This is a genomic window from Comamonas nitrativorans (assembly GCF_042654765.1).
GTDB classification, from domain to species: domain Bacteria; phylum Pseudomonadota; class Gammaproteobacteria; order Burkholderiales; family Burkholderiaceae_C; genus Comamonas; species Comamonas nitrativorans.
The window spans coordinates 1-17,733 of the sequence record NZ_JBHSEW010000012.1; the positions used below are offsets into that span (position 1 = coordinate 1).

The window sequence follows — 17,733 nt, forward strand, 5'->3', positions numbered from 1 at the left end:
GGTGCTGCGTCGAACGCTGCGCAACAGCGGCTCGATCTCGGCAAATTTCTCTCGACTGATGTCGCTTGGGTACGGCTTTCTTTTCACCCAAGGATTGTCGGGGGCAAAAAGATCGTAAACACGTTCTAAGAACGTGTTCACGATCTAAAGGGTATGACTCGGGCCATGATTCTCTGGCAATCAGAGCGGGGCATCGGGTCATGCCAAGCAGGCGCAGAAAAAAACCGCCTGGCGGCGGTCATCTCCAAAAATAGCAACCAGGGCTGCGGACGAAGCGGCCTATTTCTCGTCCGGCAGCAGGCAGGCCTCGACCACCTGCAGGTGGTTGTCGCGGGCGAAGTTCAGCACGAAATCCCAGGCCATGGGCTCATGCTCGCGCAGCTCGGAGCGCACGACCACGCATTTGACGCCGCTCATCGTGGTGGGAATGCACCAGGGCGAATAGCCCAGGTGGCAGCCCGGCTGGGCGCCGCCGGGACGAAACCGGCTCATGACACCGGCCAGCCGCTCGGCCCAGTCGCTGGGGCGAAAGGTCTTGCCCTGCAGCGTCACGCCCTGGATAAATAGTTCTTTGGAGTTCTCGAAGGCCATCGGCATGATCAAAAAAAGAGCACGCCTCAAACCAGACGTGCGAAGGTTGTGTTTACCGTGCTATTTTAACTCTTATACAAGAGTGAAGCCCGGTTGCCCTTAAATAGGCCAAGGGCACCCTCGCGCCTTGCAGGGGGGTGAGAAGCCCTAGAATCACTGCCTTTTACGCGGGCTGATGCGCTACCGGTTTGCGCAATACCGCTTTCCTGCTGGAGATGTTCCTATGACCGCCACGACCCAGGCTGCTTCCCCCCACGTCATGCCCACCTATGGCCGTGTGCCGATTGCGCTGGAGCGCGGCCAGGGCTGCCGTGTCTGGGACGTGAACGGCAAGGAGTATCTGGACGCGCTGGCCGGCATTGCCGTCAATACCCTGGGGCACAACCACCCCAAGCTGGTGCCTGCGCTGCAGGATCAGGTGGCCAAGCTGATCCACACCTCCAACTACTACCACGTCCCCGGTCAGGAGCAACTGGCCCGGCTCCTGACCGAGCGCACGCAGATGGACAACGTGTTTTTCTGCAGCACCGGCCTGGAGGCCAACGAGGCCGCGCTGAAGATCGCCCGCAAATACGGGGTCGACAAGGGCATTGCCCTGCCGCAGGTCGTGGTGTACGACCACGCCTTCCATGGCCGCTCGTTCGCCACCATGAGCGCCACCGCCAACCCCAAGGTGCGCAACGGCTTCGGCCCCTTGCTCGACGGCTTCATTCGCGTCGCCCCCAACGATTACACGGCCCTGGTGGAAGCGACCGAGGGCAACCCCAACATCGTGGCCGTGATGATGGAGCCGATCCAGGGCGAAGGCGGCCTGCACCCCATGCGTATCGAGTACCTGCAGCAAGTGCGTGCGCTGTGCGATGCCAACGGCTGGCTGCTGATGCTGGACGAGGTGCAGGCCGGCATGGGCCGCACCGGCAAGTGGTTTGCCCACCAGTGGGCCGATATCGTCCCCGACGTGATGACGCTGGCCAAGGGCCTGGGTTCGGGCGTGCCGATCGGCGCCACCCTGGCCCGGGGTGCCGCAGCCCAGGTGTTGCAGGCGGGCAACCATGGCTCCACCTTTGGCGGCAACCCGCTGGCCATGCGGGCCGGGGTGGAAACCATCCGCATCATGGAAGAAGACGCCCTGCTGGCCAACGCCACCCGGGTGGGCGAACACCTCAAAGCGCAGCTCAAGGCGCAACTGGGCGCCCTGCCCGGCGTTCTGGACGTGCGCGGGCAGGGGCTGCTGATCGGGGTGGAGCTGAACAAACCCTGCGGTGAACTGATCGGCCAGGCTGCCGCGGCCGGGCTGCTGCTCAGTGTCACCTCCGACACCGTCGTGCGCCTGGCCCCGCCGCTGATCCTCACCACCGCGGAAGCCGATGAGATCGTGGCCCGCCTCAAGCCCCTGGTGCAGGCGCTGCTGGCCGCTTAACAAAGGAAATTTATGAGCGCCCTGAAACACTATCTGCAATTTTCCGACTTCACCGCCGCCGAGTACGACTACCTGCTCACCCGCGCCGCACTGATCAAGAAGAAGTTCAAAGCCTACGAAAAGCACCACACCCTGGTCGATCGCACCCTGGCGATGATTTTCGAGAAGGCCAGCACGCGCACCCGCGTCAGCTTCGAGGCAGGCATGTACCAGCTGGGCGGCAGCGTCGTCCACCTGACCACCGGCGACAGCCAGCTGGGCCGCGCCGAGCCGATCGAGGACAGCGCCCGCGTCATCAGCCGCATGACCGACCTGGTGATGATCCGCACCTTCGGCCAGGACAAGATCGAGCGCTTTGCCGCGCACTCGCGCGTACCCGTCATCAACGGCCTGACCAACGAGTTTCACCCCTGCCAGATCCTGGCGGACATCTTCACCTTCATCGAGCAGCGCGGCTCCATCCAGGGCAAGGTGGTCGCCTGGGTGGGCGACGGCAACAACATGGCCAACACCTGGCTGCAGGCGGCCGACCTGCTGGGTTTCACCGTGCATGTGAGCACGCCCAACGGCTACGAAGTCGATGAAAAACTGGCCTTTGGTGGCCGCACGCCCCGCGCCGGCTGCTACAAGATTTTCAGCAACCCGACCGACGCCTGCCAGGGCGCCGATCTGGTCACCACCGACGTGTGGACCAGCATGGGCTACGAAGCCGAAAACGAAGAACGCCGCAAGGCCTTTGCCGACTGGTGCGTGGACGCCGACATGATGGCCGCCGCCAGGCCGGACGCCCTGTTCATGCACTGCCTGCCCGCGCACCGGGGCGAGGAAGTCACCGCCGACGTCATCGACGGCCCGCAGTCCGTCGTCTGGGACGAGGCAGAAAACAGAATGCACGTGCAAAAGGCACTCATGGAGTACCTTTTGCTGGGGCAGTTGCCTGGGTAAGCCGCGCCTCAACCACTCTCAAAAAAAGAGCTTTTTTCGCTGATAGCACAAGGTTTTCCAAGATAAACATCATGAAAAACCATAGTCCATCAGCGCAAGAAGCTCTTTTTTTCATAACATCCCACGGTGCTGAACAGGCCATTGCCTGGAGCCACCTCCTGAAAACGCCCCGCTACCTGCTGGGCCACACCTAGTTTCCTTTCTTCCCTGCCCATGCAGCCTTCCTGGCTGCGGGCCGTGCTGTGCCTGGCGTTTGTATGCGCTGGCAGAGCGTTGCGGCCCCGAAAGTTTTTCGCCTATCGAACCCTGCTCTCTTTTTTCGCGTGCATCCATGTCCACTTCCGACCTGCACCCCTGCGTGACCTGCGGCGTCTGCTGCCAGAACTACCGGGTGGAATTTTCCATTTACGAACTGCAATCCATGGGCGGCACCGTGCCCGACCACATGGCCCATGAAGCAGGCGGCAACCGCGCCCGCATGAACGGCACGGGCCAGCACCCGGTGCGCTGCGTGGCCCTGGGGAACCTGTCCGACCTGGGGCCGGACTGCATCGGCTGCACCATTTACGAACAGCGCCCGCGCCCCTGCCGCGACTTTCCCTTTGCCAGCTACGGCTGCCACGACACCCGTGCCAAATTCGGCCTGCCGCCGCTGGAAGAAGCCGACGTGGCGCACTGGCAGGAAGCGGCATGACGACTCCTCACGCCCCGTCTTCCAAACCGCCCCACCCCTGCCTTGCCTGCGGGGCCTGCTGCGCCACGCTGCGCGTGGATTTCTCCATCCACGAAACCCAGGAATACGGCGGGCGCGTGCCGCAAGGCCTGGCCGAACCGATCACCGACACCCTGTGCCGCCTGCGCGGCACCGACTACGCCCGCCCGCGCTGTGCGGCGCTGACCGGCACGGTGGGCGAGAAGGTGGCCTGCGGCATCTACGAATGGCGGCCCTCGCCCTGCCGGGAATTTGCGGCGGGGTCGGACGCCTGCAACCGGGTGCGCCGGCGCCACCATCTGCCGCCGCTGGAGCAGCCGCACTGAGAACCTGTTTACGCTCTCTGCGCGGGTGTGCAGTCGCGCAATTGCGTTCAATACAGGGCCGCCCGGCCTCGGCACAGTGCGTGGCCATGGCACTGACATCTTCCCTTTCCCCTGTCCTGACCACGGCGCTGGCCATGGTCGGCTTTGCCCTGGCCGGGGCTATCACCCCCGGCCCGGTGAACGTGCTGGCGCTGCACCACGGCAGCCGTGGCCCGCGCCTGCCGGCTTTCGGCTACGTGCTGGGCGCCAGCCTGAGCTATGCGCTGATCGTGGCCTGCATGGGCCTGTTTGCTGCGCAGTTGGCACTGGCCCTGCCCCGGCTGGCCCGCACCGCGCAATGGCTGTGCGCGGCCTACCTGCTGTGGCTGGCCTGGAAGCTGGCCAGCGCCCCGGCAGACGGCGGCGCCCTGGCCCCCGGGGGCGGCAGCCTGCGGCCCTGGCGGGCATTTGGCCAGGGCGTGGCGGTGCAGACGCTCAACCCCAAGGCCTGGCTGTTCGCCTTGTCTGCCGTGGGCGTGTTCGCCCTGCCCCCATCGCCCGGCGTGCCCTATGCCCTGGCCATGCTGTGCGCCGTTTCCCTGCTGGCCTGCCTGGTCGGCGTGGGCTGTTGGGCGCTGCTGGGCCGCGCACTGGTGCGCTGGCTGGGCACGCCCCAACGCACACGCCTGCTGCACCGGGCGCTGGCGGCTGTGCTGCTGGCCAGCGTGCTGGGGATGCTGGCATGATCGCCGCCATGCCCGCACCCACGCACCAGTTCGTCCGCCATCCGGCCCTGCCCTGGGCCGAGCTGCGGGTCAGCCAGCAATCGCCGCACTGCTACCGGCTGCACATGCACGCCGAGTATTCCTTCGGCATCGTCGATACCGGCACGGCACTGTTCCAGCATCCTGGCGGCACCGAGGCACTGGCCCCGGGCGACGTGGTGCTGATCGAGCCGGACACCTGGCACGCTTGCAACCCGCAGCAGGTCACGCACTGGTCGTACCGCATGGTGTACGTGCAGGCCGACTGGCTGCACGGCCAATGCACGGCAGACGGCGGGCCGCTGCGTTTTACCCGGCGGGCCGTGCGCGATGCAGCCAGCCGCACTGCCATCCAGGCGCTGTGCCAGGCGTTGCGGACGGGCGATGCCGCAGGCGGCGCTGCGCTACTGCGCCAGTTGCTCCGGCAGCACGCGCAGCCTGCAGCTTTGCCGGTGGCAGCCAGCGATGCGGCTGTCCAGCAGGCGCTGCATTGCCTGCACCAGCAGCCCGAGTCGGTTGCCAGCGTCGAGGCTTTGGCGCAGGCATGCGGCATGAGTGCGTCGCGCTTCATCCATCGTTTCAAGGCCGCTACCGGCGTTACGCCCGGCGCCTACCGGCTGAATCTGCGCCTTAACGGCGCACGCCGCCTGCTGGCCCAGGGCATGGCGCTGGCCGAGGCGGCCCATGCCATGGGCTTTGCCGACCAGGCCCATTTGCAGCGCAGCTTCAAGGCCCACCATGCGCTGACACCGGGGCGCTACGCCCGGGGCGGCCCGGACATCGGGTGAAAAACACGTTCTAAAAATTTGCGATGTCCGCCATCGTCGGCAGCGATAGCGCGGATACTTCCCGCTTTTGCTCGAACAACGGAACGGGACGGGACAGGCATATGGCCAGCTTTCAGGACATCCAGCAGCGCGAACGTGGCTTGCAACAGCATTTGACCAGCGCCCAGATGGTGATGATCGCCATCGGCGGCGCAGTGGGCACGGGCCTGTTCATGGGCAGCGCCTTTGCCATCGGCTTTGCCGGGCCGGCGGTGCTGGTGAGCTATGCCATCGGCGCATTCATCGCCCTGCTGCTCATCGGCTGCCTGGGCGAGATGACGGTGGCGCACCCCACGTCCGGCTCGTTCGGCGCATATGCCGAGTATTACCTGGGCCCCATGGTCGGCTTCGTGCTGCGCTATGCCTACTGGGCGGCGCTGGTGCTGGCCGTAGGCATGGAGGTGACCGCCGTGGGCATCTACATGGCCTACTGGTTCCCCGACGTGCCGCAATGGGTCTGGGTGGGCGTGTTCTCGGCCGTGCTGGTGGGGGTGAACCTGCGCAGCGTGAAGGTCTACGGCACAGTGGAATATGCGTTTTCCGCCATCAAAGTGGCGGCCATCGTCGCCTTCATCCTGATCGGCAGCTATGTGGTGTTTGGCGCCCCGGCCCCGGGCATGGGCCTGGAAAATTACCAGGCGGGCGGCGGCTTCTGGGCCAAGGGCGTGGGCGGCATGTGGCTGGGCGTGATCGTCGCCATGTTCAGCTATCTGGGCGTGGAGGCGATTGCCGTGGCCGCTGGCGAGGCCCGGCAGCCCGAACGCGCCGTGCAGAAGGCCATGAAGACCACGGTGCTGCGCCTGGTGCTGTTCTACCTGCTGACCCTGGCGCTGATGCTGGCCATCGTGCCCTGGACGGAGGCGGCCACGCAGACCAGCCCCTTCGTGCGCGTGATGGAGCTGACGCACATCCCCTATGCCGCCGGGGTGCTGAATTTCGTCGTGCTGGTGGCGGCGCTGTCGGCCATGAACAGCCAGCTCTACACCACCTCGCGCATGATGTTCAGCCTGGCGCGTGCCGGGCAGGCGCCCACGCGCTTTGGCCGCACCAATGCCAGCGGCGTGCCGGTGGCAGCCATCCTCGTCTCCAGCCTGGGCGTGGCCGTGGCGATGTTCATCAATGCCTTCTGGCCCAAGGAATCCTTCGTCTGGATGATGTCGATCGCCATGTTCGGCGCCATGCTGGCGTGGTTCATGGTGTTCGTCACCCACCTGGCATTCCGCGCCCGCCGCCAGCGCGAGGGGCTGGCGCCCCTGGCGTTTCGCATGTGGGGCTTTCCGTGGCTGACGCTGCTGGGCGCGGTGCTGATGGGCGCGGTGCTGGTGACCACGGCGTTTACCCCGCAATTTCGCCTGACGCTGGCCTTTGGCCTGCCCTGGGTGCTGCTGCTGGCGGCAATCTACTGGCTGCGTCATAAAAAGTAGCTGCTTGCGCTTGAATATAAAGCATTTCAAATAATATTAAGTATGAAATGCTTGTAGACAATGCGGTAACAGCTCCTGTTTTCATAATCCCCAACCATCACCTTCTGAACAACGCCGAGCCCCCCGCTGAGACACGTTGGCGGCTCCCCTGCGGCGCTGGTTAGGCTTGGGCGCTGTGACCATGCCTTCCTCCACTCCCTCCACGCCCCCCGCCGTCCCGCCGCCTGCACAACGCCACCGCCCGCTGTGGCCGATGCTGCTGGCCCTGCTGGCCGGTTTCGCCCTGAGCCAGGCGTTTCGCACCGTCACCAGCACGCTGGCACGCGGATTACAGACCGAGTTTGGCCTGACCAATGCCGACCTGGGCGCGTTTGCCGGGCTGTTCGGCCTGTCCTTCGGCATTGCCCAGTTGCTGATGGGCATCGCGCTGGACAAATTCGGCCTGCGCCGCACCATCGTCTGCGCCCTGCCGCTGGCCGTGGCCGGTGCCCTGCTGTCGGCCCTGGCGCCCAGCTACCACGCGCTGATGCTGGGGCAGTTGCTGATCGGCGTGGGCTGCTCGCCGGCCTTTCTGGTCTGCACCCTGTTCGTGGCCCGGCACTTTCCGCCGGAACGCTTCGCTTTTTTCTCGGGCCTGTGCCTGGGCGGCGGCGGCCTGGGGCTGCTGTTTACCGGCACGCCCCTGGCCTGGGTGGTGCAGACCTGGAACTGGCGCATCGGCTTTCTCGTGCTGGCCGTGCTGTGCCTGCTGGCCTGGGCGCTGATTTACCGCCTGGTGCACGAACCGCCGTCACCCCATGCCCCGCCGCCCAGCCAGGAGGGCTGGGGCGAGGCGCTGCTGCGCTTTTTCCAGCTCTTCGCCCTGCCGCACACCTGGGGCATCGTGGTGCTGGGCATGTCCTGCTACGCGGCGTTTCTGAGCCTGCGCGGGCTATGGCTGGGGCCGCTGCTAATGGGGCGTTTCGATTTTTCCCTGGTGGAAGCGGGCAACGTGGCGCTGGGGGTATCGCTGATCTCGCTGTTCGCCCCCGGGCTGTTTGGCCGACTCGATCCGGGCGTGGCCCGGCGCAGAAAGTGGCTGGGCCGGGCCTCGCTGGCCCTGGCCGGGTTCTTCGTGGTGCTGGCCTGGACACCCTGGGGCACCCCCAGCGTGGTGCTGATCCTGCTGATGGGCCTGCTCTCGGGCTACGCGCCCTTGCAGTATGCGGACGTGCGGGCCTCCTACCCGGCAGCGCTGACGGGGCGGGCCCTGTCCCTGTTCACCATGGCGATGTTTCTGGGCGTGGCAGCCATGCAGTGGCTGACCGGGGTGGTCGCCACCTGGGCCAATACCCTGGGCTGGGACGTTTACGGCGTGGTGCTATGCACGATTGCCGCCTGGCTGGCGCTGGCCTCGCTGGCCTTTCGGGTCTTGCCGGTATCGCCGCTGCTGGCACGGGCCGACGCTACCAGCCGGTAGCGCAGGCGCCATCGCCCCGGTACAGCCAGGGTACGTCCATCAGGCGGCTGCCCAGCAAGCGCATGGCGCTGTCGCGCCCCCAGCGCATCACCCCGGTGGCATGAAAAATCTCGCCGTTGCGAATCGACCGTGCCTGTACGCGGGCATTGCGCTGCCAGCGGTTCAGGGCGTAGCGGCGCAGGCGGGTGGCCACATCCAGATCGGCCATGGACAGGGCACGCTGCAACTCGGCAGCATCCTCGATGGCCATGCCTGCGCCCTGGGCGAGGTACGGGCGCATGGGATGCGCGGCATCGCCGATCAAGCCCACCAGCCCCCGGGCCATGCCCTGCGGGCCGGTCAGCGGCGGGCGATCGGACAGCGGCCACAGGCGCCACTGCCCACCGCTGGCCGCCACGCACCCCGCCAGATCACGCAGGGCACTGCAACTGCCGGCCAGGGCGGCGGCCAGCGCCGCGGCATTGGCGGCATGGTCCCAGCTGGTCATGTCCTCGGGCGCCGGGCCTTCGACGATGACCACCAGGTTCAGAAACTCGCCCCGGCGCACCGGGTAATGCACGGCATGCAGGCGCGGCCCCAGCCAGACGTTGACCTCGTGCGTGCGCCAGGCAGGCGGCACATCCTGCATGGGAATCAAGGCGCGGTACGCCAGGTGGCCGCTGACCCGGGGACGACTGTGGTCGCCCAGCACCGCGCCGCGCAGCTGGCTCCACACCCCGTCGGCCAGCAACAGGGCATCGCCTTCCACACAGGGGTAGCCCTGGGTGCGGATGGTGACTGCCCCCTCCGTGCCCAGAATTTCCGCCACCGGCTGGCCACTGTTGATGAACACCCCATCGCGCCCCTGCACGGCCTGCAGCAGCAACTGGTGCAGATCGGCCCGGTGAATGGTGACGTAGGCGGCGCCGTAGCGCTGCACCATGCTGGCGCCCAGGGAGGTACTGGCCAGCGCCTGCCCACTGCGGGCGCTGTGCGCTCGCAAGCGCTGGGGCTGAACGCAGACGGCCTGCAACGCAGTCTGCAATCCCCAGGCTTGCAACCGCCGCACCACATTCGGGCCCAGCTGCACCCCGGCGCCGACCTCGGAGAACTGCGCCGCCCGTTCAAAGACCCGCACATCCCACCCGGCATGGGTCGCCCCGAGGGCAGCGGCCATACCGGCAATACCGCCACCGGCAATCAATAATTGTTTCTTTGCACCATCCATGGGCGGGATTGTCCTGGTAAACCCGGGCCTGAAATGGGGCACCGGCAACAAAAAACCCGCCGAAGCGGGTTTCCTGGGTGTTCCGGGGATGGTACCGTTTTCGGCACGTTTCAGTCACGGATCAGGAACTGATCGCGATCCTGGCCCTGAATCCACTTTGGCGGCTTGCCACGGCCGGTCCAGGTTTCGCCAGTCGCGGTATTGCGGTACTTGGGAGCGACTTTTGTGCCCTGGATGCTGCTGCTGCGGCCACCGCGGGCGGGCGGGAAAATGTCGTCTGCGGTCAGACCATAATCCACCACCAGGGCACGCGCCTTGGCCACGGCATCAGCCAATTCGCGGCGACGGGCTTCTTCGATTTGCAATTCCAGAGCGCGGCGCTGCTCAAGCAATTCCTTGTAAGAACTCATGATCTAAACATCCTTTCAAAATGGTGACCGAATTATAAGTAAATAATTTCGGTGATCGCAAATTAAATATATATGGCAACCTATCTCATCGGCGACCTGCAAGGCTGTCACACCTGTTTGCTAAAACTTTTACAACAGATTGAATTTTCTCCTCACACCGACACGGCCTATTTACTGGGCGATCTGGTCAATCGCGGCCCGCAATCGCTGCAGGCGCTGCGCTACTGCCGCGATATGCAGGGCAGTATTCAGGTGTTGCTGGGCAACCACGATTTACATTTACTGGCTTGCGCCCAGGGCGTACGTTCGCCAGGGCGGCGCGATACCCTGGCGCCGATTTTGCAGGCCCCCGACCGGGACATCCTGCTGGATTGGCTGGCCCGGCAGCCGCTGGCGCGGCATTTGCGCAGCGCCCGGGGGCAGGACCTATTACTCGTCCACGCCGGGGTATTGCCAGAGTGGAGCCTGCAAAACACGCTGGATTACGCCCAGGAGGTACAAGCGCAATTGGGCGGGGCAGGACGGGCCGCGTTTTTGCAGCAAATGTATGGCAATACTCCGGCAGCATGGGCCGATGATTTGACGGGCATGGATCGGCTGCGCACGATTGTCAATGCGCTGACGCGATTGCGTTTCTGCAGTGCCCAAGGGGTGATGGATTTCAGCAGTTCGGAATCGGCCAGCGCCGCTCCGGCAGGGCTGATGCCGTGGTTTGACTGCCCGCAGCGGCGTACGCAGGAGGTCATCGTCGGTTTTGGCCACTGGTCCACGCTGGGGCTGCGCAACGAGCCGCAACTGATGGCCCTGGACACGGGCTGCGTATGGGGTGGCAAGCTATCGGCACTGGAGATTTCCATGGCCGATTTTGCCCAGCGGCAATTGCACCAATGGGCTTGCCCGCAAGCGCAGGCCCCAGGGATTTAAACGCTGCCGGCCGGCTTGAACAAGGCGGGCAGTTTTCGCCTGGCTTTTAATTGACGGGCCGTACTGGTCGGCGCGGGCTTGCTCTCCCATGCCGGGGCGGCGTCATTCACGCTGGGGGCTTCATAAGGGCGATCGAAAAACGGGTCCGGGGGGGCCATCCGCACTGGCCGGGCGCCCCGCACCGGACGGCCGGCAAAATGCCCGCCCCGATCGGCGCCATTATCAGTATCGCGCTCACCATGGGCATAACTGCGCTGGCGCGAACGCGCCGGGGGTAAATCCAGGGTTTCTACCGCAATTTTCTTTTTGATGAGCTTCTCGATGTCCGCCACCAAACGGGTATCGCTGGGCGCGACCAATGTGACCGCCAACCCGCTGGCACCAGCACGGCCGGTGCGGCCAATGCGGTGCACATAATCTTCGGCATTGAAAGGCACGTCGTAGTTGAACACGGCGGGCACATCCTTGATATCCAGGCCACGCGCGGCCACGTCGGTGCAGACGAGCAGATCGACCTCGCCTTGTTTGAAGGCTTCCAGCGCTTTCAAACGCTCGTCCTGGCTTTTATCGCCGTGCAGGGCGGCAGCACGATAACCGTCACGCTCCAGGGCACGGGTTAAACGGGCGCAGCCGAGTTTGCTGTTCGAGAAAATGAAAGCCTGGCGAATGCCGCGCTCCTGCAATACGGTGCAAATGGTGCGGCGTTTATCGTCATCGTGGGCACTGTAGAAGCGTTGTTCCACCGTCGATGCGGTGGCATTCGGGCGGGCCACTTCAATGGTGACCGGGTCTTGCAAATAGCTGGCCGCCAAACGTTTGATTTCCGGCGAAAACGTCGCGGAAAACAACAGGGTGGTGCGCTGTTTGGGCAGGTAGGACAGGATGCGCTGCAAATCGGGCAGAAAGCCGATGTCCAGCATCCGGTCGGCCTCGTCCAGCACCACATATTCGACCTGATTCAAAACGGCATTCTTGGCTTCGATATGGTCGAGCAGCCGCCCCGGCGTGGCCACCAGCACTTCGACGCCTTTTTTCAATTCCGCCGTTTGCGGCTTCATGTCCATGCCGCCAAAAACGACGGTGCTGCGCAGCTTGGTGTGCCTGGCGTATTGGGCAATTTGCTGGGCGACCTGATCGGCCAGCTCCCGCGTGGGCAGCAGCACCAGGGCGCGTACCGGGTGGCGGGCGGGCGAGGCCGAGGCGTTCTCGTGGCGCAGCAGGCGCTGCAACAGCGGCAGGGAAAACGCCGCCGTTTTGCCGGTGCCGGTCTGGGCCGCGCCCATGACGTCCTTGCCGGTCAGCACGACGGGAATGGCCTGGGCCTGAATCGGGGTCATCGCTTCGTAGCCCATTTCGGCGACGGCCTGGGTCAAAGCGGGAGCGAGGGAGAGCTGGGAAAAAGAGCTGGTAGAACTTGTCATGTAGGGCGCGATTGTCGCACTGCCTCCCGCTGTACGCCTGGGCGGGGGTGGAAAACGGGGAGAGCGGTCGGTGGTGAAGAGCTGTTGGATATTTTTACGATAGCTTCTTCCGCTGACAAGATAAGGATTTCAGCATGTTTCATGTTTTGAATCCTTTAAATATCAGCGGTAGAAGCTATCAAATTGATGATCGGCAGGCATCACAGCTGCTGGGCGCCGAAGGTATCGCAGCTTTGCACGCTGCGTGCCTGCATGCCGCGCTCGAACCAGCGCACGCGCTGGGCGCTGCTGCCGTGGGTGAAGGTTTCCGGGCGCACGGTGCCGGTCTGCTGGCGCTGCAAGGTGTCGTCGCCGATCTGCGTGGCGGCGTTCAGCGCGGCGGCGATGTCGCTTTGGCTGAGCCAGTTCTTCGCCTGCTGCGAGTGCTGCGTCCACAGCCCGGCATAACAGTCGGCCTGCAATTCCAGGCGCACGGACAGGGCGTTCTGCGCCTGCGGGCTGATGCGCCCACGCTGGCTATCGACCTTGGCGGTGGCGCCCAGCAGGGTCTGCACGTGGTGGCCCACTTCGTGGGCGATGACGTAGGCACGGGCAAATTCGCCGGGGGCGCCCAGCTGGCGGCTCATGGTGTCGAAAAATTCCATGTCCAGGTACACCTTGCGGTCGCCGGGGCAGTAGAACGGCCCCATCGCGCTTTGCCCCATGCCGCAGGCCGTGGGCGTGCTGCCGCGAAACAGCACCAGCTTGGGCGGCTGGTAGCGTGCGCCGCCCTGCTGGAAGACCTGCCCCCACACGTCTTCGGTGGAGGCCAGCACGGTGGCGACGAAGGTCGCCTGCCGGTCGTCCTGCGGCGGGCGCTGGGCCGGGGCCTGCTGCGTCTGCGAGGTTTGCGGCGCATCGCCGCCCGAGAGCAGGCCGATGGTGGTCAGGGGATTGATGCCGAACACGCCCCAGCCGACCAGGGCGATGACGATGGTGCCGATGCCGATGGAGCGCCCGCCCAAACCGCCGCCCCCGCTGCCACTGCGGCGGCGGTCTTCCACGTTGTCCGACTGGCGGTTGCCTTCCCATTTCATGGCAGGTCCTTCAACAATTTAGGCACGCGGCAGGGTCACGCCGTGCTGGCCCTGGTATTTGCCGTTGCGGTCCTTGTAGCTGGTCTCGCACGGCTCGTCGCCCTGGAAGAACAGCACCTGGGCACAGCCTTCGCCCGCGTAGATCTTGGCGGGCAGCGGGGTGGTGTTGGAAAACTCCAGCGTCACGTAGCCTTCCCATTCCGGCTCGAAGGGCGTGACGTTCACGATGATGCCGCAGCGGGCATAGGTGCTTTTGCCCAGGCAGACGGTGAGTACGTCGCGCGGGATGCGGAAATACTCCACCGTGCGGGCCAGGGCGAAGCTGTTGGGCGGGATGATGCAGTAGTCGCCCTCGAAATCGACAAAGCTTTTTTCGTCGAAATTCTTCGGATCGACCACGGTGCTGTGGATGTTGGTGAACACCTTGAATTCCCGCGCACAGCGGATGTCGTAGCCGTAGCTGCTGGTGCCGTAACTGATGATGCGCTGCCCGTCGGCCTGGCGCACCTGGCCCGGCTCGAAGGGTTCGATCATGCCGTGCTGCTCGGCCATGCGGCGTATCCATTTATCGCTTTTGATGCTCATGCGCTGTCTTCCCCACAGTAGTGGTGTGATTCTTCTGACAAAGGCTGAACTCTACCCGTAGCGCCACTATGCTTGGGGCAAAAAATCCCCCTGCCACTCATAAAGGAGACCTGAATGCCCATGTTTGTCGATCCCTCGCCGCCCGGCGAATGTATTTTCTGCAAGCTGGTGGCGGGCACCATTCCCAGCGCCCAGGTGTATGAAGACGATCTGACCCTGGCCTTCATGGATTTGGGCCAGGTCAATCCCGGCCATGTGCTGGTGGCCAGCAAGCGCCACGCCGTCACCTTGCTGGAACTGACCGCCGAAGAAGCGGGCGCCGTCATGCAGACCGCGCAGCGCATGGCACACGCCATTCAGGCCGCTTTCAACCCCGACGGCATCACCGTGCTGCAAGCCAACGGCGCGGTGGCCGACCAGACGGTACGCCACTTTCACATCCACGTCGTACCGCGCCACGAAGGCGATGGCGTGGCCCTGACCTGGCCGCGCAAGGAACCCGGCCCTGCCGCGCTGCAGGATTACGCGGCACGCCTGCGCAGCGTGCTATAGCGGCTCAGCAGACAAAATACGCAATAAAATTTTTATTTATCCCATAAATATCAATTTTTCGATCAATATTGAAGTCATATATGCAATTTTTTTGACACAATCGCGTTCCATGACTTCGCATCTCAAGACGGGGGACATCCTGGCCCTCGGTTTCATGACCTTCGCCCTGTTCCTGGGCGCCGGCAACATCATCTTTCCCCCGATGGTCGGGCTGTCCTCCGGGGTACAGCTCTGGCCTGCAGCGTGGGGCTTCCTGCTCACCGGCGTGGGACTGCCACTGCTCACCGTCGTCGCCCTGGCCCGGGTCGGCGGCGGAATGCCTGCGCTGACCGCCCCCCTGGGCAAGACCGCCGGCATCGCCCTGGGCGTAGTGGTGTACCTGAGCATCGGCCCCCTGTTCGCCACGCCGCGCACGGCCACGGTGTCCTTTGCCATGGGGGCTGCCCCCTTTGTCGGCGATACGCCGGCCAATCTGTTCATCTTTACCTGCATCTATTTCGGACTGGTGCTGCTGCTCTCGCTGTATCCGGGCAAGTTGATGGACAACATCGGCAAAATCATCACCCCGGTGCTGATCCTGGCCCTGGCCATTCTGGGCGGCACGGCCTTCTTCCTGCCGACGGGCACGCTCGCTGCCGCCACGGGCAACTATATGCAGCATCCCCTGGCCGAGGGCTTCCTGCAGGGCTACCAGACCATGGATGCACTGGGCGCCCTGGTGTTTGGCGTGGTCATCGTCAATGCCGTCAAAAGCCAGGGCATCCGCGATCCACGGCTGCACACCCGCTACGCCATTGCAGCGGGCATGATTGCCGCCCTGGGCCTGGGGCTGGTCTATGTCTCGCTGGTCTACCTGGGGGCGCACAACGCCCATCTGGCCGCCGATGCCAGCACCGGCGTGCAGGTGCTGACCCGCTATGTCGAACACACCTTCGGCGCCCCCGGCCTGTGGCTGCTGGCCACGGTGATCCTGCTGGCGTGCCTGACCACCGGCGTCGGCCTGGTCAGCGCCTGCGGGGTGTATTTCAGCCAGTTGCTGCCGCTGTCGTACCGCGCGGTGGTGTTCATCGTGAGCGCCTTCTCCCTGGGCGCCGCCAACCTGGGGCTGGCACAGCTCATCGCCATCGCCGTGCCCGCGCTTTACACCATCTACCCCGTGGCCATCGCCCTGGTGGCGCTGAACCTGCTGAACCACCTGTGGCGCAGCCCACGTCGGGTGTTTGTTCCGGCGCTGCTGGTGGCCCTGCTCCTCGGTCTGATCGACGGCCTGAAGGCAGCCAACCTGCACGCCCTCATCCCCGATGCCCTGCTGGCCTTGCCCGGGGCCGACATGGGTCTGGGCTGGCTACTGCCGGTACTGGCCGCCGGCGCTGCAGCAACGGTGGTGGATCGCCTGCGTCCGGTTCCAGCGGCGGAACACCCCTGACAGCCGGCCCTCCACCATGACCATGCCGAACCAGGCTTCCGAATGGCTGCTGCGCTGGCAGCACCTGCTGCCTCCCCGCAGCCGGGTGCTGGATCTGGCCTGCGGAGCCGGGCGCCACCTGCGCCACTTCGCCGCACTGGGGCACCAGCTGACGGGCGTGGACAAAAATGCCGCCGCACTGGCGCCGCTGCACGGCATCGGCGAGCTGCTCTGCGCCGATCTGGAGACGGCCTCCTGGCCCCTGGCCGGGCGGGAGTTCGACGCCGTCATCGTCACCAACTACCTGTGGCGGGCGCACTGGCCGCAATTGCGGGCCTGCGTTGCCCCGGGCGGGGTGCTGCTGTACGAAACCTTTGCCCATGGCAATGCAGCCTACGGGCATCCGGCACGGCCCGAATTTCTGCTGCAACCCGGAGAGCTGCTCCAGCTGTGCCACGGCTGGCACATCGTGGCCTACGAACACGGACTGATTCCGACCCCGGGGGCGCAGCGCGTCGTCCAGCGCATTGCCGCCATCCGCCCGGCAGAAGACGCATCTGCGCCCCTGGTGCAGCCTTTGGTACCCACCTGACGTTTTGACTTATTTTTCGGTCGGATTAAACAGAAATTTGCCTTTTACGGCAAAAAATGACGAAAAAATCCCCCTCCTGAGATCGCTAAAATGGACGTTTTAATGTCCCTTCGAATGTCCCTTCGTCTCTTTTCCTGAAGCGCAGAACCGTTTATGAGCACACCCACCGTCGCCCTGCAAGGCAGCATCGTTGCCCTGATCACCCCCATGCTTGAAGACGGCAGCGTCGATTACCCCGCCCTGCGCAAACTCATCGACTGGCATATCGCCGAAGGCACGGACTGCATCGGCGTGGTCGGCACCACGGGCGAATCGCCCACCGTCACGGTGGAAGAACATTGCGAAATCATCCGCGTGGCCGTCGAACAGGCCGCCGGTCGCGTGCCCATCATGGCCGGCTGCGGCGGCAACAGCACCCGCGAAGCCATTGCTCTGGCGCAATACGCCAAGAAAGTCGGGGCCGACAGCCAGTTGCAGGTCGTGCCTTACTACAACAAGCCTACGCAGGAAGGCATTTACCAGCACTACAAGGCGATTGCCGAGGCCGTGGGCGACCTGCCCATCGTGCTGTACAACGTCCCCGGGCGCACCGTGGCAGACATGCAGCCCGAAACCGTGCTGCGCCTGGCGCAGATCGACAGCATCATCGGCGTCAAGGAGGCCACGGGCAACATCGACCGCGCCCAATGGCTGATCCGCGAGGTTCCCGCCGGTTTCGGCGTGTATTCCGGCGACGACCCGACCGCCGTGGCGCTGATGCTGTGCGGCGGCCACGGCAATATCTCCGTGACGGCCAACGTCGCGCCCCGTTTGATGAGTACGCTGTGCAAGGCCGCCATCGCCGGCGACCGCGATACCGCCATGGCCATCCAGCGTCGCCTGATGCCGGTGCATCGCAGCCTGTTCGTCGAATCCAACCCCATCCCGGTGAAATGGGCCGTCGCCCGCATGGGCCACTGCGGCGACACCATGCGCCTGCCTCTGACGCCATTCACCGCCCAGAACCATCCCCTGGTGGAAGCCGCTTTGCAGGACGCCGGCTTGCTCTAAACTCGCGCCTTGCCATTTTTTGATTACAGTGGCGCTCCCTTCAGGACATTACCCAAGGAATTTC

At 64.7% G+C, this 17,733-nt stretch carries 19 protein-coding genes and 1 pseudogene; 13 read left to right on the plus strand and 7 right to left on the minus strand.

Going from position 1 to position 17,733, the window contains the following annotated elements; translation table 11 throughout:
* Window positions 1-87 (minus strand): annotated as a pseudogene (locus tag ACFO3A_RS13025) (IS5/IS1182 family transposase); the annotation flags it as partial.
* 192 nt (window positions 88-279) lie between these two features.
* A complete protein-coding gene (locus tag ACFO3A_RS13030) occupies window positions 280-591 on the minus strand; it encodes a DUF3579 domain-containing protein (protein ID WP_377727288.1) in 312 nt (103 codons plus the stop codon).
* Between the two features lie 223 nt (window positions 592-814).
* Here ACFO3A_RS13030 and ACFO3A_RS13035 point away from each other — a divergent pair, with 223 nt between their 5' ends.
* The 8 genes from ACFO3A_RS13035 (at window position 815) to ACFO3A_RS13070 (ending at window position 8,447) form a co-directional block, all read left to right on the plus strand.
* Window positions 815-2,011, plus strand: a complete 1,197-nt coding sequence (locus tag ACFO3A_RS13035; protein ID WP_377727105.1) for an aspartate aminotransferase family protein — start codon at window positions 815-817, stop codon at window positions 2,009-2,011.
* A gap of 21 nt (window positions 2,012-2,032) precedes the next feature.
* Window positions 2,033-2,956: an ornithine carbamoyltransferase gene (argF, locus tag ACFO3A_RS13040; protein ID WP_377727291.1), complete on the plus strand. Its 924-nt coding sequence runs from the start codon at window positions 2,033-2,035 to the stop codon at window positions 2,954-2,956.
* Window positions 2,957-3,287: 331 nt separating this feature from the next.
* Entirely contained in the window at window positions 3,288-3,650 is a 363-nt protein-coding gene (locus tag ACFO3A_RS13045; protein ID WP_377727107.1) for a YkgJ family cysteine cluster protein, read from the plus strand.
* Window positions 3,647-3,994, plus strand: a complete 348-nt coding sequence (locus ACFO3A_RS13050) for a YkgJ family cysteine cluster protein (protein ID WP_377727110.1) — start codon at window positions 3,647-3,649, stop codon at window positions 3,992-3,994. Before ACFO3A_RS13045 ends, ACFO3A_RS13050 begins: the two co-directional genes overlap by 4 nt.
* A gap of 86 nt (window positions 3,995-4,080) precedes the next feature.
* Entirely contained in the window at window positions 4,081-4,719 is a 639-nt protein-coding gene (locus ACFO3A_RS13055; protein ID WP_377727112.1) for a LysE family translocator, read from the plus strand.
* An 8-nt stretch (window positions 4,720-4,727) separates the two neighbouring features.
* A complete protein-coding gene (locus ACFO3A_RS13060; protein ID WP_377727115.1) occupies window positions 4,728-5,525 on the plus strand; it encodes an AraC family transcriptional regulator in 798 nt (265 codons plus the stop codon).
* Between the two features lie 101 nt (window positions 5,526-5,626).
* Window positions 5,627-6,988 carry an amino acid permease gene (locus ACFO3A_RS13065; protein WP_377727118.1) on the plus strand — a complete coding sequence of 454 codons (1,362 nt, stop codon included), beginning with the start codon at window positions 5,627-5,629 and terminating at the stop codon, window positions 6,986-6,988.
* Window positions 6,989-7,169: 181 nt separating this feature from the next.
* Window positions 7,170-8,447, plus strand: a complete 1,278-nt coding sequence (locus tag ACFO3A_RS13070; RefSeq protein WP_377727120.1) for an MFS transporter — start codon at window positions 7,170-7,172, stop codon at window positions 8,445-8,447.
* Here the strand turns inward: ACFO3A_RS13070 and ACFO3A_RS13075 are convergent.
* A complete protein-coding gene (locus ACFO3A_RS13075; protein ID WP_377727123.1) occupies window positions 8,434-9,654 on the minus strand; it encodes an FAD-dependent monooxygenase in 1,221 nt (406 codons plus the stop codon). The genes ACFO3A_RS13070 and ACFO3A_RS13075 overlap by 14 nt on opposite strands.
* A gap of 110 nt (window positions 9,655-9,764) precedes the next feature.
* A complete protein-coding gene (locus ACFO3A_RS13080) occupies window positions 9,765-10,064 on the minus strand; it encodes an H-NS histone family protein (RefSeq protein WP_377727125.1) in 300 nt (99 codons plus the stop codon).
* A gap of 72 nt (window positions 10,065-10,136) precedes the next feature.
* Between ACFO3A_RS13080 and ACFO3A_RS13085 the strand changes: the two genes are divergently transcribed.
* The gene (locus ACFO3A_RS13085; RefSeq protein ID WP_377727127.1) at window positions 10,137-10,988 is read left to right on the plus strand and encodes a symmetrical bis(5'-nucleosyl)-tetraphosphatase; all 852 of its coding nucleotides are present in this window, start codon (window positions 10,137-10,139) and stop codon (window positions 10,986-10,988) included.
* Here ACFO3A_RS13085 and ACFO3A_RS13090 read toward each other — a convergent pair.
* The 3 genes from ACFO3A_RS13090 to dcd form a co-directional block, all read right to left on the minus strand.
* The gene (locus ACFO3A_RS13090) at window positions 10,985-12,409 is read right to left on the minus strand and encodes a DEAD/DEAH box helicase (protein ID WP_377727128.1); all 1,425 of its coding nucleotides are present in this window, start codon (window positions 12,407-12,409) and stop codon (window positions 10,985-10,987) included. The two genes, ACFO3A_RS13085 and ACFO3A_RS13090, sit on opposite strands and share 4 nt — an antisense overlap.
* A 200-nt stretch (window positions 12,410-12,609) precedes the next feature.
* Window positions 12,610-13,485 (minus strand): KPN_02809 family neutral zinc metallopeptidase, encoded by an 876-nt coding sequence (ypfJ, locus tag ACFO3A_RS13095; protein WP_377727130.1) that lies wholly within the window; start codon window positions 13,483-13,485, stop codon window positions 12,610-12,612.
* Between the two features lie 18 nt (window positions 13,486-13,503).
* Window positions 13,504-14,070: a dCTP deaminase gene (gene dcd, locus ACFO3A_RS13100; protein WP_377727133.1), complete on the minus strand. Its 567-nt coding sequence runs from the start codon at window positions 14,068-14,070 to the stop codon at window positions 13,504-13,506.
* 114 nt (window positions 14,071-14,184) lie between these two features.
* On the opposite strand from dcd, the gene ACFO3A_RS13105 reads away from it, so the two are divergent.
* The 4 genes from ACFO3A_RS13105 (at window position 14,185) to dapA (ending at window position 17,669) form a co-directional block, all read left to right on the plus strand.
* Entirely contained in the window at window positions 14,185-14,622 is a 438-nt protein-coding gene (locus ACFO3A_RS13105; RefSeq protein ID WP_377727136.1) for an HIT family protein, read from the plus strand.
* Window positions 14,623-14,731: 109 nt separating this feature from the next.
* Window positions 14,732-16,048: a branched-chain amino acid transport system II carrier protein gene (brnQ, locus tag ACFO3A_RS13110; RefSeq protein WP_377727139.1), complete on the plus strand. Its 1,317-nt coding sequence runs from the start codon at window positions 14,732-14,734 to the stop codon at window positions 16,046-16,048.
* A 16-nt stretch (window positions 16,049-16,064) separates the two neighbouring features.
* Window positions 16,065-16,619 (plus strand): class I SAM-dependent methyltransferase, encoded by a 555-nt coding sequence (locus tag ACFO3A_RS13115; protein ID WP_377727141.1) that lies wholly within the window; start codon window positions 16,065-16,067, stop codon window positions 16,617-16,619.
* Between the two features lie 153 nt (window positions 16,620-16,772).
* Complete coding sequence (dapA, locus tag ACFO3A_RS13120) at window positions 16,773-17,669, plus strand: 4-hydroxy-tetrahydrodipicolinate synthase (RefSeq protein WP_377727144.1); 897 nt, start codon at window positions 16,773-16,775, stop codon at window positions 17,667-17,669.
* The last annotated feature ends 64 nt before the right edge of the window (window positions 17,670-17,733 follow it).

Coding starts and splice junctions, on each gene's coding strand:
- ACFO3A_RS13050 (WP_377727110.1), top strand. CDS start 3,647: ATGACGACTCCTCACGCCCCGTCTTCCAAACCGCCCCACCCCTGCCTT.
- ACFO3A_RS13115 (WP_377727141.1), top strand. CDS start 16,065: ATGACCATGCCGAACCAGGCTTCCGAATGGCTGCTGCGCTGGCAGCAC.
- ypfJ (WP_377727130.1), bottom strand. CDS start 13,485: ATGAAATGGGAAGGCAACCGCCAGTCGGACAACGTGGAAGACCGCCGC.
- ACFO3A_RS13105 (WP_377727136.1), top strand. CDS start 14,185: ATGCCCATGTTTGTCGATCCCTCGCCGCCCGGCGAATGTATTTTCTGC.
- dcd (WP_377727133.1), bottom strand. CDS start 14,070: ATGAGCATCAAAAGCGATAAATGGATACGCCGCATGGCCGAGCAGCAC.
- dapA (WP_377727144.1), top strand. CDS start 16,773: ATGAGCACACCCACCGTCGCCCTGCAAGGCAGCATCGTTGCCCTGATC.
- ACFO3A_RS13070 (WP_377727120.1), top strand. CDS start 7,170: ATGCCTTCCTCCACTCCCTCCACGCCCCCCGCCGTCCCGCCGCCTGCA.
- ACFO3A_RS13055 (WP_377727112.1), top strand. CDS start 4,081: ATGGCACTGACATCTTCCCTTTCCCCTGTCCTGACCACGGCGCTGGCC.
- ACFO3A_RS13075 (WP_377727123.1), bottom strand. CDS start 9,654: ATGGATGGTGCAAAGAAACAATTATTGATTGCCGGTGGCGGTATTGCC.
- ACFO3A_RS13060 (WP_377727115.1), top strand. CDS start 4,728: ATGCCCGCACCCACGCACCAGTTCGTCCGCCATCCGGCCCTGCCCTGG.
- ACFO3A_RS13035 (WP_377727105.1), top strand. CDS start 815: ATGACCGCCACGACCCAGGCTGCTTCCCCCCACGTCATGCCCACCTAT.
- ACFO3A_RS13065 (WP_377727118.1), top strand. CDS start 5,627: ATGGCCAGCTTTCAGGACATCCAGCAGCGCGAACGTGGCTTGCAACAG.
- ACFO3A_RS13080 (WP_377727125.1), bottom strand. CDS start 10,064: ATGAGTTCTTACAAGGAATTGCTTGAGCAGCGCCGCGCTCTGGAATTG.
- ACFO3A_RS13030 (WP_377727288.1), bottom strand. CDS start 591: ATGGCCTTCGAGAACTCCAAAGAACTATTTATCCAGGGCGTGACGCTG.
- ACFO3A_RS13045 (WP_377727107.1), top strand. CDS start 3,288: ATGTCCACTTCCGACCTGCACCCCTGCGTGACCTGCGGCGTCTGCTGC.
- brnQ (WP_377727139.1), top strand. CDS start 14,732: ATGACTTCGCATCTCAAGACGGGGGACATCCTGGCCCTCGGTTTCATG.
- ACFO3A_RS13090 (WP_377727128.1), bottom strand. CDS start 12,409: ATGACAAGTTCTACCAGCTCTTTTTCCCAGCTCTCCCTCGCTCCCGCT.
- ACFO3A_RS13085 (WP_377727127.1), top strand. CDS start 10,137: ATGGCAACCTATCTCATCGGCGACCTGCAAGGCTGTCACACCTGTTTG.